This is a genomic window from Pseudoalteromonas sp. 1181_04 (assembly GCF_052850545.1).
In genome coordinates, this window is sequence record NZ_VXCS01000013.1 from 49,181 (window position 1) to 63,602 (window position 14,422).

Annotated in this window: 13 protein-coding genes and 2 tRNA genes; 8 read left to right on the top strand and 7 right to left on the bottom strand. The window is 39.6% G+C overall.

All coding sequences use genetic code 11. The annotated features are described in order from the left end of the window. Positions 1–2 precede the first annotated feature (2 nt). Both FW757_RS12140 and FW757_RS12145 read left to right on the top strand, forming a co-directional pair. Positions 3–863 carry a fructosamine kinase family protein gene (locus FW757_RS12140; protein ID WP_182767555.1) on the top strand — a complete coding sequence of 287 codons (861 nt, stop codon included), beginning with the start codon at positions 3–5 and terminating at the stop codon, positions 861–863. A 183-nt stretch (positions 864–1,046) separates the two neighbouring features. Beyond that, positions 1,047–1,250, top strand: coding sequence for a CPXCG motif-containing cysteine-rich protein (locus tag FW757_RS12145; RefSeq protein ID WP_145233067.1), 204 nt, complete (start codon positions 1,047–1,049; stop codon positions 1,248–1,250). 18 nt (positions 1,251–1,268) lie between these two features. Here FW757_RS12145 and FW757_RS12150 read toward each other — a convergent pair whose 3' ends face one another. Next, a complete protein-coding gene (locus tag FW757_RS12150; RefSeq protein ID WP_182739764.1) occupies positions 1,269–1,898 on the bottom strand; it encodes a riboflavin synthase subunit alpha in 630 nt (209 codons plus the stop codon). A 176-nt stretch (positions 1,899–2,074) separates the two neighbouring features. On the opposite strand from FW757_RS12150, the gene FW757_RS12155 reads away from it, so the two are divergent. The 4 genes from FW757_RS12155 to FW757_RS12170 all read left to right on the top strand — a co-directional run bounded on the left by FW757_RS12155 (position 2,075) and on the right by FW757_RS12170 (position 4,881). Further along, positions 2,075–3,430: an MATE family efflux transporter gene (locus tag FW757_RS12155; protein WP_149982349.1), complete on the top strand. Its 1,356-nt coding sequence runs from the start codon at positions 2,075–2,077 to the stop codon at positions 3,428–3,430. Further along, entirely contained in the window at positions 3,408–4,478 is a 1,071-nt protein-coding gene (locus FW757_RS12160) for a DUF3080 family protein (RefSeq protein WP_446441257.1), read from the top strand. Before FW757_RS12155 ends, FW757_RS12160 begins: the two co-directional genes overlap by 23 nt. 111 nt (positions 4,479–4,589) lie before the next feature. Next, a tRNA-Val gene (locus FW757_RS12165) sits at positions 4,590–4,666 on the top strand. A gap of 138 nt (positions 4,667–4,804) precedes the next feature. Further along, positions 4,805–4,881 (top strand) — tRNA-Val (locus FW757_RS12170). Positions 4,882–5,086: 205 nt separating this feature from the next. Here FW757_RS12170 and FW757_RS12175 read toward each other — a convergent pair. Next, a complete protein-coding gene (locus tag FW757_RS12175; protein ID WP_446441258.1) occupies positions 5,087–5,902 on the bottom strand; it encodes a DODA-type extradiol aromatic ring-opening family dioxygenase in 816 nt (271 codons plus the stop codon). A 110-nt stretch (positions 5,903–6,012) separates the two neighbouring features. Continuing rightward, positions 6,013–6,480: a DoxX family protein gene (locus FW757_RS12180; protein ID WP_145233063.1), complete on the bottom strand. Its 468-nt coding sequence runs from the start codon at positions 6,478–6,480 to the stop codon at positions 6,013–6,015. Between the two features lie 155 nt (positions 6,481–6,635). On the opposite strand from FW757_RS12180, the gene FW757_RS12185 reads away from it, so the two are divergent. Next, entirely contained in the window at positions 6,636–7,547 is a 912-nt protein-coding gene (locus tag FW757_RS12185; RefSeq protein ID WP_182784965.1) for a LysR family transcriptional regulator, read from the top strand. A 58-nt stretch (positions 7,548–7,605) separates the two neighbouring features. On the opposite strand, the gene FW757_RS12190 is transcribed toward FW757_RS12185, so the two are convergent. Then, positions 7,606–8,457, bottom strand: a complete 852-nt coding sequence (locus FW757_RS12190) for a universal stress protein (protein WP_182760819.1) — start codon at positions 8,455–8,457, stop codon at positions 7,606–7,608. A gap of 10 nt (positions 8,458–8,467) precedes the next feature. Continuing rightward, positions 8,468–9,955 carry a SulP family inorganic anion transporter gene (locus FW757_RS12195; RefSeq protein ID WP_182718745.1) on the bottom strand — a complete coding sequence of 496 codons (1,488 nt, stop codon included), beginning with the start codon at positions 9,953–9,955 and terminating at the stop codon, positions 8,468–8,470. A 542-nt stretch (positions 9,956–10,497) separates the two neighbouring features. Between FW757_RS12195 and FW757_RS12200 the strand changes: the two genes are divergently transcribed. Next, positions 10,498–11,337: a substrate-binding periplasmic protein gene (locus FW757_RS12200; protein WP_259398518.1), complete on the top strand. Its 840-nt coding sequence runs from the start codon at positions 10,498–10,500 to the stop codon at positions 11,335–11,337. A gap of 43 nt (positions 11,338–11,380) precedes the next feature. Here FW757_RS12200 and FW757_RS12205 read toward each other — a convergent pair whose 3' ends face one another. Next, positions 11,381–13,261, bottom strand: coding sequence for a hypothetical protein (locus FW757_RS12205; RefSeq protein ID WP_446441259.1), 1,881 nt, complete (start codon positions 13,259–13,261; stop codon positions 11,381–11,383). 9 nt (positions 13,262–13,270) lie between these two features. After that, positions 13,271–14,362: a hypothetical protein gene (locus FW757_RS12210; protein WP_182739757.1), complete on the bottom strand. Its 1,092-nt coding sequence runs from the start codon at positions 14,360–14,362 to the stop codon at positions 13,271–13,273. Between the last annotated feature and the right edge of the window lie 60 nt (positions 14,363–14,422).

Here is a 14,422-nt window from a genome sequence, read left to right on the forward strand (position 1 = left end):
CTATGTGGAATACGGTTAACGAACAGATCAGCCAAGCAATGCATTTTGACTTTAAACACACTATAAAACGCCAACTGCAAAGCCCTAATAGCGATAAATTATTTCAACTCAGTGATGGTATACACCAGTATTTTGTTAAAGTAGCTCATCGTAGTGACTTAGAGCGATTTGAAAACGAAGCCCACAATTTACAACTGCTCACTAAAGAGAGCTTATTTATGGTGCCAGATTGTATCACTACAGGTGCTAATATTGAGTTTTCATTTATCGTTTTAGAATGGCTTGAACTTGACCAACAACCTCATACCAACTGGCATATTATGGGTAGCCACCTTGCAAGCCTGCATCTGAAACATCGCCAAGCTATGTTTGGTTTTGATCAGGATAACTTTATTGGCCCAACAACTCAGCCCAATCGCTGGCATAAAAAATGGAATATATTTTTTGCCGAAGAGCGCATTGGCTGGCAGCTCCAATTACTACATGAAAAAGGCATTGATCTCGTCGACAAAGATTACTTTGTCGCCCTGATAAAAGACATGCTACATGGTCATACCGTAAAACCATCATTGTTGCATGGCGATTTTTGGCGTGGCAACATGGGATTTATTCAATCAGTACCGAGTGTATTTGATCCGAGCTGCTATTATGGTGATCGGGAAGTTGATATTGCCATGAGCGAACTGTTTGCTCCTTTACCTGACGCTTTTTACATCGCCTATAACAAGCATTACCCACTAACACAGGGCTATGAGCAACGTAAGTTAATTTACCAGCTTTACCCTATTTTAAATCATGCAAATATCTTTGCCGGCCACTATCTTACTGAAGCTAAACAAAAAATAGAACTACTACTGAAATAAGGTCGTTTTTATTGTCAAATAGATGTCATAAATGAATAAAGCAGACTATATTTAGGTATCGCTTAATGTTGAACAACCCCAGCAATGACAGGCGCTAGCGTTCAATTGTGGGGGGCATAACCATTTATCAGCAGCGATAAATAATTACCTTTTATTGCTCTGCTTTGTAAGGTTGAATCATTTATGAAAAACCAACTCTCACAACGGATCTGCTGCCCACATTGTGGCCATCATATTCATATTACCCTTGATGCTAGTGATGGCGATCAAGATTACTTCGAAGATTGCGCAGCATGCTGTAACCCTATCCATTTTAATATGCATATTGACTATGCTAACAGCAAGGTAGAGTTACATATAGACAGCGATGACGAACAAATATTTTAGCCTAGCATTTATATTTGACTACGAAGCCTGCTGCCGTAAGTAGTTTTCGACCGTATTGATGATGGTATAAGTTTGTTGATCAACTTCGATATTTAGCGCATCACCAATTACAGCCTTACCAATATTGGTAATAGCTAATGTCTCTGGGATCAAATGCAGCCAAAAGCCCTGCTCATCGGTTTCACCGACCGTGAGACTAGCGCCATTGACTGATACAAAACCTTTATACATCACATACTTTTGCCATTTACTTGGTAAGCACAACTGTATTTTACAATTATCTTGTGTATGAATAATATTTTCAATCTGGGCGGTGCAGTGAATGTGACCAGATACAATATGCCCACCTAACTCAGTACCAAAAGTCATAGAGCGCTCATAGTTAACGGTACTGCCAGCAATAAGCTTTCCTAAGTTAGTTAACTGTAATGTTTCGTCAATTACATCATAGTGAACCTGAGCAAGCGGTTGATCAGAGATATTTTCTACTTTAACAACCGTTAAACAGCAACCATTAATGGCAACGCTGGCACCTAACTCAAGTTTTGTAACATATTGCTTTGCTACAGCGAGCACTAAACGCATCACACCTTGCTGCTGGTTAGTCGAAATCACCGTCGCTTGTGTTTGCACAATTCCTGTAAACATAAATCAATTCACCTTTTATTACCTAAAGTAGATACTATTCATATTATTTAACGCTTTAGTTTACCCGATCCACGTTATTATTACTGTAATCAATAACATTGACTCATCGCTATAATTTTTGATTCTGTGCTTTATCGATTACACTATCTGCCTCTTCAGTTTACGTAGTAAGTGATATGACTTTTTGTAGTTGGGAAGCCAAACGGTTAGTTTCTCTGGCAATCCCCGTTTTTTTAGCACAAGTAACCTTAGTTTTAATGTCAGTGGTCGACACCATCATGGCAGGACAAGTGAGTCCTACCGATTTAGCAGCATTGTCAATTGCAACCGGCGTATGGAACCCCGCCATGTTGGCTCTGCAAGGCATATTATTAGCCCTGACTGGCATAATTGCGCAATTTTCCGGCGCTAACGATAAAACCGGCATCAGCCATTACTTTCAACAAGGCTTGTACCTAGCTGGTGTATTGAGTGTTATCGGTTTATCTATTGCCTATTTTGCCGATATTATTATTCTCAAACTCGATACCAGCCCTGCTATTGCCAATATGGCCTATGACTATATTCATTTTGTAAAATGGGGCATTATTGGATTTTTAGTATTCAGTGTTTATCGTAATATTACCGAAGGCATGGGGATGACAAAGCCGGCTTTTTATATCAGCTTAATTGGTTTAGCCATCAATATCCCAGCCAACTATGTGTTTATTCACGGTATGTTTGGTATGCCAGCACTCGGTGGTGCAGGCTGTGGGATTGCCACCGCATTGGTATTTACTGCAATGGCCATCGCACAAGTTATTTATTGCCAGTTAAGTAAAAAAGTAGATGCCAAAACACTATTAGCAAACTTTCAAGCACCGCAATTACCAACCATGTGGGCAATTACTAAGGTGGGCATACCAATCTCACTTGCTACATTTTTTGAAGTCACTTTATTTGCCTGTATTCCGTTATTTATTGCGCACTTAGGTGCGGTTGCGGTAGCCGGCCATCAGATTGCTGCAAGTGTCACAACCTTGCTGTTTATGATGCCACTGAGTTTATCTATTGCGATCAGTATTCGGATTGGCAATTTATACGGCCAACATCATTTTGAGCAGCTTAAAAAGGCTATTTCAACAAGCTATATTCTAGCCATGATCATTGCCGTTATACTTGCTGCCATAACCTTCTTTGGCCGTGACGTGATCAGTCAACTTTATACAGATGATGCACGTGTTATTGCCTTAGCAACGTCAATCATGATTCTAGCATGTATTTATCAACTACCTGATTCCTTACAAGTAGCTGCCAACGGTATATTAAGGGGTTTAAAACACACAGCACCGATTTCGTATATAACCTTTATATCTTACTGGTTGATTGGTTTTTCACTGGGTTTTGTTTTAGCACGCACCGATTTAATAGTGCCAGCAATGGGCCCGCATGGTTTTTGGGTAGGTATCATCGTCGGCTTAAGTGTAGCCGCAGTGCTATTAATGCTCACTGTCGCGAATAGATTCAAACATGAACCACTTAAAAGCGCTTAAAAAATCGCACCAACAAGGTAACCAAACGTCGCAGTTTGGTTACCTTTGTAGTTTACTGTGCTGTTTACTGCTACTTTGTGCATGCACAGATAAACCCGCTGATGTGTATTTAGAATATCAGCAGCGCCTCGCGAATGCGTTAGATAAGCCAACTCCTGATACAGCAAAACTTACCAATGTTGCGCTATCAGCTGTTAGCAACAACAAACCAACAAATGCACAACAGTTGAGCATATTGCAACTGGCACAACTTTCACACTGTAAACTCAATACCCTTATTGCTGAACATAATAGTCAACTAGGAAAACTCGCCTCTCCTGCTAGCCAGTTAATATACCAGCTTCAATTTATTCAATTTGCACCACAGTGCTTACATAGTCTAGAACCTGATTCAAAAAGTTATCAAGCCATAAGTAACGAATTACATAATAAAAAACAACAGTTATTAGATCAGTTCAAGCAGCTACTTTATAAAGACCCAGAACTAAAACGCACATGGCAGCTAACCGGCTATACACTTGATACAAACTTAGCCGGCCTTGTAGAAACCGAACTTGCGCTGCAAAGCCTAGTGAATTTAAAACAGCAAATAATACAGCAGCAATATGCACAAATAGACTCTCAAGCGCTCTACCCGCTACTGGCGCAATTACGCCAGTTTAACTTCAATCAAGCTTTAATAAGCGCAGTACGCCAACAAACACAGCTAAATAATAGTACTAGTAACTTTTTAGCGAATATTGAGCTAAGCACACTATGCAACCCGCTAAAAAATAAACGCCAAGCACAGATCCTCAGCAACGTATTCAAGAAGTATTACTTGCAGCAGTTACAACCCTATCAGGCTCAACTATCAGGTGCTTTAGAGCGCCTAATGCCGTTGTATCAAGCATTATGGCAAGACTCCAGCCCAATACAACCGCAACTAACGGCATTACTAAGCCCAGCACAGCCAAGTAATATACTCACAGCATTTAAAGAATCCACCAAAACACACGTTATTTGGTGGCAAAAATTTTATAAAACGTGTGAAATCAGCCCAATATGAATAAAAAAACGGCAAACGAACTAAAAAAAGCGTTTCTCGCTTGATTCACTTCAGCGCACGCTATATATTAGCGACCGTTGTTAAGCAATTAGCACAACTTAAATTTATGATACGACCGTAGCTCAGTTGGTTAGAGCACTACCTTGACATGGTAGGGGTCGGTGGTTCGAATCCACTCGGTCGTACCAAATTTAAGGAAATTTTAAATAAAAGTACTATCGTAAGAAAAAGCACTACCCACTCTTGATCACCCGGTCCGGAGGCCAGTAGTTCGAATCCACTCGGTCGTACCAAATTTAAGTAAAAGTCCCATTCAAATATATTGTACGACTGTAGCTCAGTTGGTTAGAGCACTACCTTGACATGGTAGGGGTCGGTGGTTCGAATCCACTCAGTCGTACCAATTCAAGTAAAAACAAAAATCAGCCTAACCTACTTTATAAATCTTAAGTAAACTACAACTCAGCTGGTTAGAGCACTACCCACTCTTGATCACCCGGTCCAAAGGTCAGCGGTTCGGATCCACTCAGTCGTATCAATTCTGAATAAATAAATTAAAAAATGCCCGCCACGATTTGACTCTACACAGAAGATCAATGATTCAAATATTAAATACCTTGCTCTTTCCTTCGCCATACAAATGCGCTTGATTGCTTATTGAAAATAGTAACATTTTCATATTCATCACTTGCTCTGCCAGCTAAGCCATAGCATACATGCAGTGGTAATAGATGCTCTTCTCGCGGATGACAATAACGTGCATGAGGCGCTTTATGCCAGTTTTGCATCATTAAATTACGCTTTGGTTCAGGCACGGTGTTATCACTTAAGGTCGATCGTAGCCACTGTTCAAATTCGTGGTTATTGATTTGGCTCTGCTGATTATCCTGCGCGAAAAATGCCTGCATGTTATGAAACGAAAAACCAGAGCCAATAACTAATAAGTTTTCATAATCCAAAGATTGCAACGCTTTACCGATTGCTAAGTGCTGTGCAGCATCTAAGTTATTCACTAGTGATAGTTGAATCGCGGGTATATCGGCTGCTGGGTACATTAATGTTAAAGGCACATACAAACCATGATCGTAACCGCGATGATGATCTAACTTCGCTTCAATACCAGCATGTTGTAACACTTGTTGTACTTTTTCAGCTAACTTGGGCTCTCCCTGACTTGGGTATTGCACTTGATAGGCAGCTGGCGGAAAACCATAATAATCGTAAATCATCCCCGGTGCTGCATTGGCAGTAATAGTCGCTACTGACTCTTCCCAATGAGCGCTAATTAATAAAATGGCACTTGGTTTTTTTAGCGTGCTTGCAAGTGATTTTAAATAAGCAACCAATTGTGTATGGTTTGGTTCATTTAACAGTGGCATTGGGCCGCCACCATGAGAGATAAATGCAATGTCTACATTATTCATAGTTACTCCAAACAAGCTCACTTAACATGAGCAAGTAAACCTTGATAGTTAAACTAACGCAAAGCTAAGACGCGGATTTATCCGTAATCCACGTCATTTCATAATAGTGATTAAACATGCTTGGACTGTAACTGCCTAGACGTTAATTTATTCGCTATAAAGTTATCAATACTAAAACGACCACCACCTTGTAATGTTAGCGCAATCAGTACTACAAACAGTGTCAGTGCATATTCGTAGCCGTTATTTGCCATAAACAAGCCATTGTCTATATGTACTGAAAAAATAGCCACTAGCATGGTAAATGCTGAAATAAGTGCAGCAGGACGCGTCAATAACCCAAGTAATAATGCTAAACCGCCAAAAAATTCAGCACTGCCTGCGAGTAATGCCATTAAATAACCTGGAGTAATACCGATACTCGCCATCCATTGACCTGTTCCTTCCAGACCATAACCACCAAACCAAGCAAACAATTTTTGTGATCCATGTGCAGCTAAAATCAAACCAATTGGCGCGCGAAGTATTAAAGCGGCAAGTCCTGCATCTGATTTTAGTATCGTGTTTATTAGTTTCATTATTTGTTCCTCTTTAGCAAAGTATTTATTTACGTTTTAATTAGACCCTGTTGGGATAAGTACACTTTACTATCAATGTCATGGCGGAGTAAGATGACAAATAAAGAATGATTAACAACAGAATGTTGTTAATCAATTTAAATATGAGAAAAATTATGGATAGAATTGATGCAATGCGGGCCTTTGTATCTGTGGTGATCGAAGGTAGTTTTAGCAATGCAGCAACAACCTTACAACTTTCACCACAATTGGTTAGTAAGTACGTTTCTAAACTAGAAGAACGCCTTGCTGTACGGTTACTTAATCGCACTACCCGTAAAGTGAGCCTCACAGAAGCTGGCACTCATTATTTTCAGCATGCGCAACAGATATTGTTAAGCATTGATGAAATGGATTCACAATTAGGGGGCTTACAGCAGCACCCAACCGGAACTCTGAGAATAAGTGCTCCGGTGTCGTTCGCGTTAAAACACATGGGTAAATTAGTGACTGAGTTCCAATCACATTACCCTTTTGTTAATGTTGATTTGCAACTGAACGACCGCAAAGTTGACATTGTTGATGAAGGTTATGATGTAGCACTGCGTATTGGTCGACTCAAAAGTTCGTCTTTGATTGCCAAGCAGGTCGCGCCCATTAGATTAATTTTATGTGCCTCACCTGACTACCTTGAAAAACATGGTACTCCTGAAAAACCTGAAGATCTAAAAAACCACCGATACTTGCATTATAGCTATACAGAAATGGATACTAAAGACGAAATATATCAGTGGTTACGGGTAAAAAACACGCAACGTAGTAGCGAGTTTCAAAGTAATAATGGGGATGTATTAGTTGATTGTGCTATCGCCGGTGCAGGGATAGCATTACAGCCTACATTTATCGCCAGTGAAGCCATTAATAGTGGCAAGTTGATCGAAGTTTTACCTCAATTTGCAACGGGAACTGTTGGTTTATATGTTGTTTATGCCCACCGAAAATTACTACCACATAAAATCAGGTGTTTTATTGATTTTATTAACGGATACTATGGTACGCCGCCATATTGGGACAAAGCAATCGTTTAATCAGTAAAGCCAAACCGCAGTGTAAGCATAATTAAACTGCGTTTTGACTCACCTAAAATTAACGCAAAATCACCAGCGGCAGTTGGGTGTTTTCTATCATTTTTAGGGTATTACTGCCCAAAAAAGCATGTGCTATTTTTGAATGCGAAAAGGCCCCCATCACCAGCATTTCTATTTCATTTTTAGCTTTATATGCCATTAAAGAACTAAAAATATTACCTTCTAAAATACTTGATTTGACTTCAAAACCACTTTCAATAAGCAACGCTTCGGTGCGTTTAAATTTTTCCAACAAATCATGTTTGCCATTTTCTACAGTCACTAAATGACACGTTAAATGATGCAACAAGCCACCAGCAATAATCTGTTTAACCATTTTATCTGCTGTTTCTCGTCCATCATAAGCAAGCATAAAGTTGTTCGGCTCACTAAAGTGACGATTGGCAATTAAAATAGGTGTATGAACATGGCGAATAACCTGCTCAATATGCGACCCAATAGCTTTAAAATTCTGTTCGTGAGTTTTACCGCTTCGGCCAATAACAATCAGTCGCGCTGCATCTTCAAGGTCGCAAATTGCCTCAACAATACCGCTATGGCGCTGCTTACTTTCAATTGACTTACACCCTTGTTGGCTAGCAAATACACTCGCGTGATCTAACATTTCTTTGCCTATTTGCAATGCTAATTTACTGCGTTGCTCATCCAGTGTCGCCATCTCTGATAATAATGATGTAGTTGCACCAAAACCAATTATGCCACTTAAGTCGTCAATCACAGCAGCGTTTTGTTTTTCTATGGCATGCAAAAATAGCATCGATTTATTAAGTTTCTTGGCCGCCCAAATCCCCGCCTTACACACATCATCTGTGTAAACTGAGCCATCTATACAAGTAATAATTTTATTCATTGTGTTCTCCTTAATGGCCTGCCATGAGTTTTTCAACTTCTTCAGGGTCATTGTGAACGCCAAATTTGTCAACAATCGTTGCTGTCGCGTCGCTCATACCAATAATCTCGACCTCTGCACCTTCGCGTCTAAATTTAATCACAACTTTATCAAGCGACGACACTGCCGTAATATCCCAAAAATGCGAATGGGTTAAGTCAATCACTACTTTAGCAACGACCTCTTTAAAGTCAAACGACTCAAGAAACTGCTCTGAGGATGCAAAAAACACCTGTCCAACAACCTGATATACTCGTTCATTAGCAGATGATTGCGCTGGCTTTACAACCATAAAACGACCAATTTTATTGGCGAAGAATAGTGTCGCCAATAGCACACCGACCAATACTCCCATGGCCAAGTTATGCGTTGCGACAACAACAACGACCGTGGCAACCATTACGATGTTACTTGATAATGGGTTTTTCTTTAAATCTCGCAGTGAACTCCAAGAAAAGGTGCCAATCGACACCATTATCATCACGGCAACCAATGCCGCCATTGGGATTTGCTTTAGCCATTCATCTAAAAACACCACCATAAGCAGCAGAAAAGTACCCGCGGTAAAACTTGATAAGCGGCCACGGCCCCCTGATTTTACATTAATGATCGACTGGCCAATCATCGCACAGCCGGCCATTCCTCCCATTAAACCTGAACCTATGTTCGCGATCCCTTGACCTTTACATTCACGATTTTTATCACTAGCGGTATCGGTTAAGTCGTCAACAATTGTCGCTGTCATCATCGACTCCAATAAACCAACGACAGCAAGGCCAAATGAATAAGGAAGAATTATTAGCAGTGTGTCGAGGTTGAAAGGCACATCAGGCCATAAAAATATTGGTAAGGTATCTGGTAACTGGCCCATATCGCCAACAGTTCGAATCTCAAGTCCTACCAACATTGCAACCAAAGTTAAAACCACGATACACACTAGTGGTGATGGAATTGTTCTGCCTATCACCGGTAAGTAAGGGAATAAATAAATGATCCCAAGACCCGCAGCCGTCATCGCATAGACATGCCATGTTACATTCGTCAGCTCCGGCAGCTGTGCCATAAAGATAAGAATTGCCAACGCATTTACAAAGCCTGTAACCACGGAGCGAGACACAAAGCGCATTAAACTCCCCAGTTTTAAATAGCCTGCAATAATTTGTATCACACCGGTGAGTAATGTCGCCGCCAAAAGGTATTCTAAACCATGCTCTTTAACTAAGGTAACCATCAGTAAAGCCATAGCGCCAGTAGCAGCAGAAATCATCCCTGGTCGTCCACCCACTATCGAAATAACCACGGCAATACAAAATGAAGCATACAAACCGACTTTAGGATCCACGCCCGCTATAATAGAAAAAGCAATCGCTTCTGGTATTAGCGCAAGCGCCACCACAGTACCTGCTAATAAGTCCCCTCGGATGTTAAAAAGCCAATCTCGTTTTATTTTTTCTAACATAAAAAACCTTGTCATGTAGTTAACATTAACGCGCATACAGCAGTCAATAAAACACCGACAATGCTTTACTAAACGATGACAACCGCATTTTCATTAATGTTTTTTTATTTATTAAAACGGCACATAAATGCCTACCAATGTTTGGTATATAGGTATCACGCAGCGGTGATTTAGAGGAGGAATAACTTAGGGCGGCGTTAAACGCAAAACATTGTTCCTTATGTAGAATGAATAAATTATCGTCTTTATTCTTGCATCTAACGTATTTTTAAGCAAGCCAAGTAACTTTTGTGTAGGCGCTGATAGCTGCTGTTACTCCTTACCTTGCCAATAAAAACACATAAAAAACATGCCATCATTTACCCGTTCCTTTTCAAACGGCTGCAACGATAAACATTGCCAATGCATTTTAGTTATCGTCTTTTTAAGTTGTTAAATGCATATATGCGACTAAGCTTTAGTAATAATTACGAAAACTTATCAAATAAATGAAAAAGTACTTAGTCTTTTTATTGTTATTTTGCGGGTTCACACAGGCAACTATGACCCCTGTTAGTTACCAAGTGGGTAAGCAAACAATCATTGCGCCAGCAGTACGATATGAATATGGTTATGCCTATAACATTGGTGGCAAAAGGCTTTTAAAACTAGTCACGTTAAATTGGGCTCCTTATATCGATGAATCATTGTGCAACAATGGCTGGCTGTTTCAATTAACCGTTAAACTGTTGCTGCAAAAAGGCTATGGTGTGCATATTGAATTTTTTCCATGGGCGAGAGCGGTTAGAGCAGCCGAGTTAGGAAAAGCGGATATTTTATTTCCCGAGTATTTTATTGATGATGCCATTATGTCAGATAATAGGCCGAGTAAAACACGCAATGATTTACTGGCTTTATCCTCAGCAGTTCCTGGTGGTAATTTGTCACTGATCGCACTCAGAGGTAATAACTCAAACTATAACGGCAGTTTAGAGTCAATAAAAGATCAAATTATTGGTGTGGTCCGATCATATAAAAACACCCCTGAACTCGATGAGCTGATTGATTCAAAAAAAATTAATACCATTATTGCCAATAATGAGTATCAGCTAATTCATTTACTAATGAGCCTGAGAGTCAACCTGATTGTAGCCGATTATGATGTGTTAATTGCCAGTATTGAAAAATCTGTCGCTTCAGCAAAAGAAAAGCAACAAATGAAAAACGCTCTGGTTCCATTATCCCCTGCTCTCGCTTACAAACCATTGTATTACATGGTAAGTAAAGCAAATCCACAGTGGCAGGAAATTTTAGCCGATCTCAATAACGAGATAAGTAAAATGAAAGAGCAAAGAACACTTTTAGCCTATATCGAAAAAAATAAGCAACAGTGTAGCCGATAATAGTAAAGCGCTTAAATATTAGCAAATAAGCGCCTTTATACTACTAAAACAACGACTCAAATGTCCCATCAGGAAATAATATACCAGGCACCCCTCTTACCGCTGTTACATCTGCGATTTGTGTATCGCCAAAATATAATCCACCACTGTAGTTGCGACCTTTTTGCTTAACATCTAACCAGCGACCTTGAGCACCGTGGATCACAGCATTAATATTATTGCCTACTGTACGTAAGTTAATTTCAAGTGCTCTATTCTTTAGCCGTAAGGCAATCTCTGCATTGGTAATATCAGCTAAACGATTCAAACGACCAACATAAGCAAACTGAAAATCCGGTGCGCCATTTAATGGCGTTATCAATTGCACAGCAAATGCAAGATTCTGTGTAGCTTCATTTATAAATGGCGTTGCTTCGATTGCTTGTAAGTTAAACTGTGTCGTTTGATTTTCACTAACAAGCTGACCTTTAAAGTCAAAACCAGATACCACTGTCACAAGCTCTTCAAAAGGAGTAACGAAGCGATCGGCGTTTAGCTTTATGTCACCTGTTAACACACCGCTATTGGCGTTTTCTAATGATACCGTTGTCTCTATATTCAGCTGCCCGGTTGTTTCACTTTGATCATTTGAAAATGGATCGTCAGTACCATCAAACGACAGCACTAAATCACTCACATCGGCGTTTAGTTGAGTATCTTGGCCTATCACTTTAGCACTCATAATACCGGAGACTTTATTACCCAACAGTCCACTTACTTGCCATTGTGGAATATTCAAATCTAGTTGTACGTCATGATCATCATACTGGCCACTAATAGCCCAAGAATAAGGGGATTGTTGGTAGTTTATTGTCAGTCCCTGTAAATTATAAACTCCCGCGTCGGTATTATTTAATGGCGAAAAATTATAGAGCACGTCATAAAGCACATTCCCTAAAACGATAATAGTTTGTTGCGAATCTTCGCCTAATATTGTTTCAAATTCAGTCAGCTTTTGTTTGAGCTCATCACTGTACGTTTGCTCTTGTAAGCGTGCCACACCTATTATATTACGCACATCTTCGAGTAACTCACGAGAGTGTAATTGCTCTTCATCTCGTTCTTGTGGCGAAATATTGCTAGCACTCCCAATCATAATGAGCTGTTGTTTGACCTCTCCAACGACGGATTGCAATAATTGATTACCATCTTCATTAAGTAAATTCTCTGACACATAGCGATCTGCAAAAGTACGATAAAGTGGCAAACTTGCTAACTGGGCCTGTTGTTCTACCACCGTATTATTGGCTGTATTTAAGCTCGCCTCGATATCCGCAGCTCTTTTTAAGATCACACCAAAAGTCAGTGCATTAGTAAGTACCTCAGCTTCAAGGTTGTCATTTAGTTGGCTGTGAGTAAGGTGATAAAAAGGTGTCGCACTCAAGCTCTGCGTGGTTATGCTTATGTCTAAGTTATTGTCGCTAATCACTGAGCTGATCGGTGATAAATAGACCTTATTTTCGCCCGGAGCTGCAAAAAAATCAGCACGATAACTTAATGTCATATCCATCACTTCTTGATAATCAATACGACGATTGGCATTCCCATCATTCGGATTATTTCTCACTGTGCGACCACAACCTGCAAAACTTGGACATGTTAACGTCGTTGCATTTGAGGTAAATTCAACATGATGAAAATTTAAAGTTGTGGCTGATAAAGTAACATCGTTAATATCTGCAACGTCAATATTTTCTATAGAGCCCGTGTTATCATTTATGATCGTTAATGTACCCGCAGTGGATTGCCAAGGAGCAATATAAAAGCTTACCGTAGAAGACGTTTCCAGCATGGCCGGTAAAGTGTCTGCTGTGCCATTATCTGATGAGCCACCACAACCAACTAATGACATAAGTAAACTAACTGATATAAGTTTTTTAAACATCACAAGTCCTTAAAACGCTAACTTCAGGTACCAATTTACATTGGCATAATACGCTTTATCAATATCGAGATTATCAGTCTGTATATTGAAACCAAAATAATCGTTCTCGATACCAAGCAAAAATGCTTCACTTTTTATTTCATAACCACCAATTACTGCCCAATGATCCCAAAAGTGCATGCGTGCTTTTAATTGAGAAAACGTATCTTGATCAAATTGTTTAACCATCAGCTCAGTAGAAAACAAATCGTTAATGCGATAATCTGCATAAACTTTGATACGCACCGGCATATCAAATTTATGCGTGACTTCGTTGCCATACTCAGACGTTGCTAAGCGTACTGTTGGCTCAGTGACAATATCCCCATCATCGTTTTCAGTAAACGGGACCTCTGTTGTATAACCATTTGCAAAACCGCTTTTTTCATACTCAGTTTCATACAGTAAGTCTTGTGCAAGTAGCCCAACGCTTAAATCATGGTTTATTTTCCAATTAACCGCTAAATCAACGCTGTACCCTAAGCCGGATGGGTTCTCATCTGGAGTAAATCGCTTAAATAAAATATCTTTCGAAAAATAAGAGTCGACTGTTAATGCGCCTTGGATCTCATCACTATAGACTGTGCCTTCGACTTTCAGATCTTGAAAATGCGTACTAGCAAAAACCGTTAATTTAGGCGTTATTGTTAATGCGTCAGAGTCTAAAAATTTGAAATCATATGAAACAAACAACCCATTGGTGGTTGATTGCTTACCGTCTAGGTAATAAACATAATTTCTATCTTCAAAAGGCAGGTCATTTTTTTCAGTATGCAAATAACGCGCGGTATCCGCATCAAAGCTTAAAACATAATCAAAGCGGCTTTGATAACCGACTTTAAAATTTCCATAGCCAACACCAAACTCAAAAACATTATAAGTAAAGGCGCTATCACCGGATGTTAATGGAGCATCAAAATCATCTATAAATGCTTTAACTGGTTGGGTCTCTGTGTACACTTCTGAATCGAATGTGGTAAAGACTTGAAACTGCTCTGCAGCGTAACTAATAGGGGTAATTAAAAAAGCGGAAAATCCTAACGTGAGAATTTTTTTTTTCATACTTATTTCACTTGTTATTATTTTAGCTAAGAGGGAGAGTACTCTCCCTCTTAAAGTTAC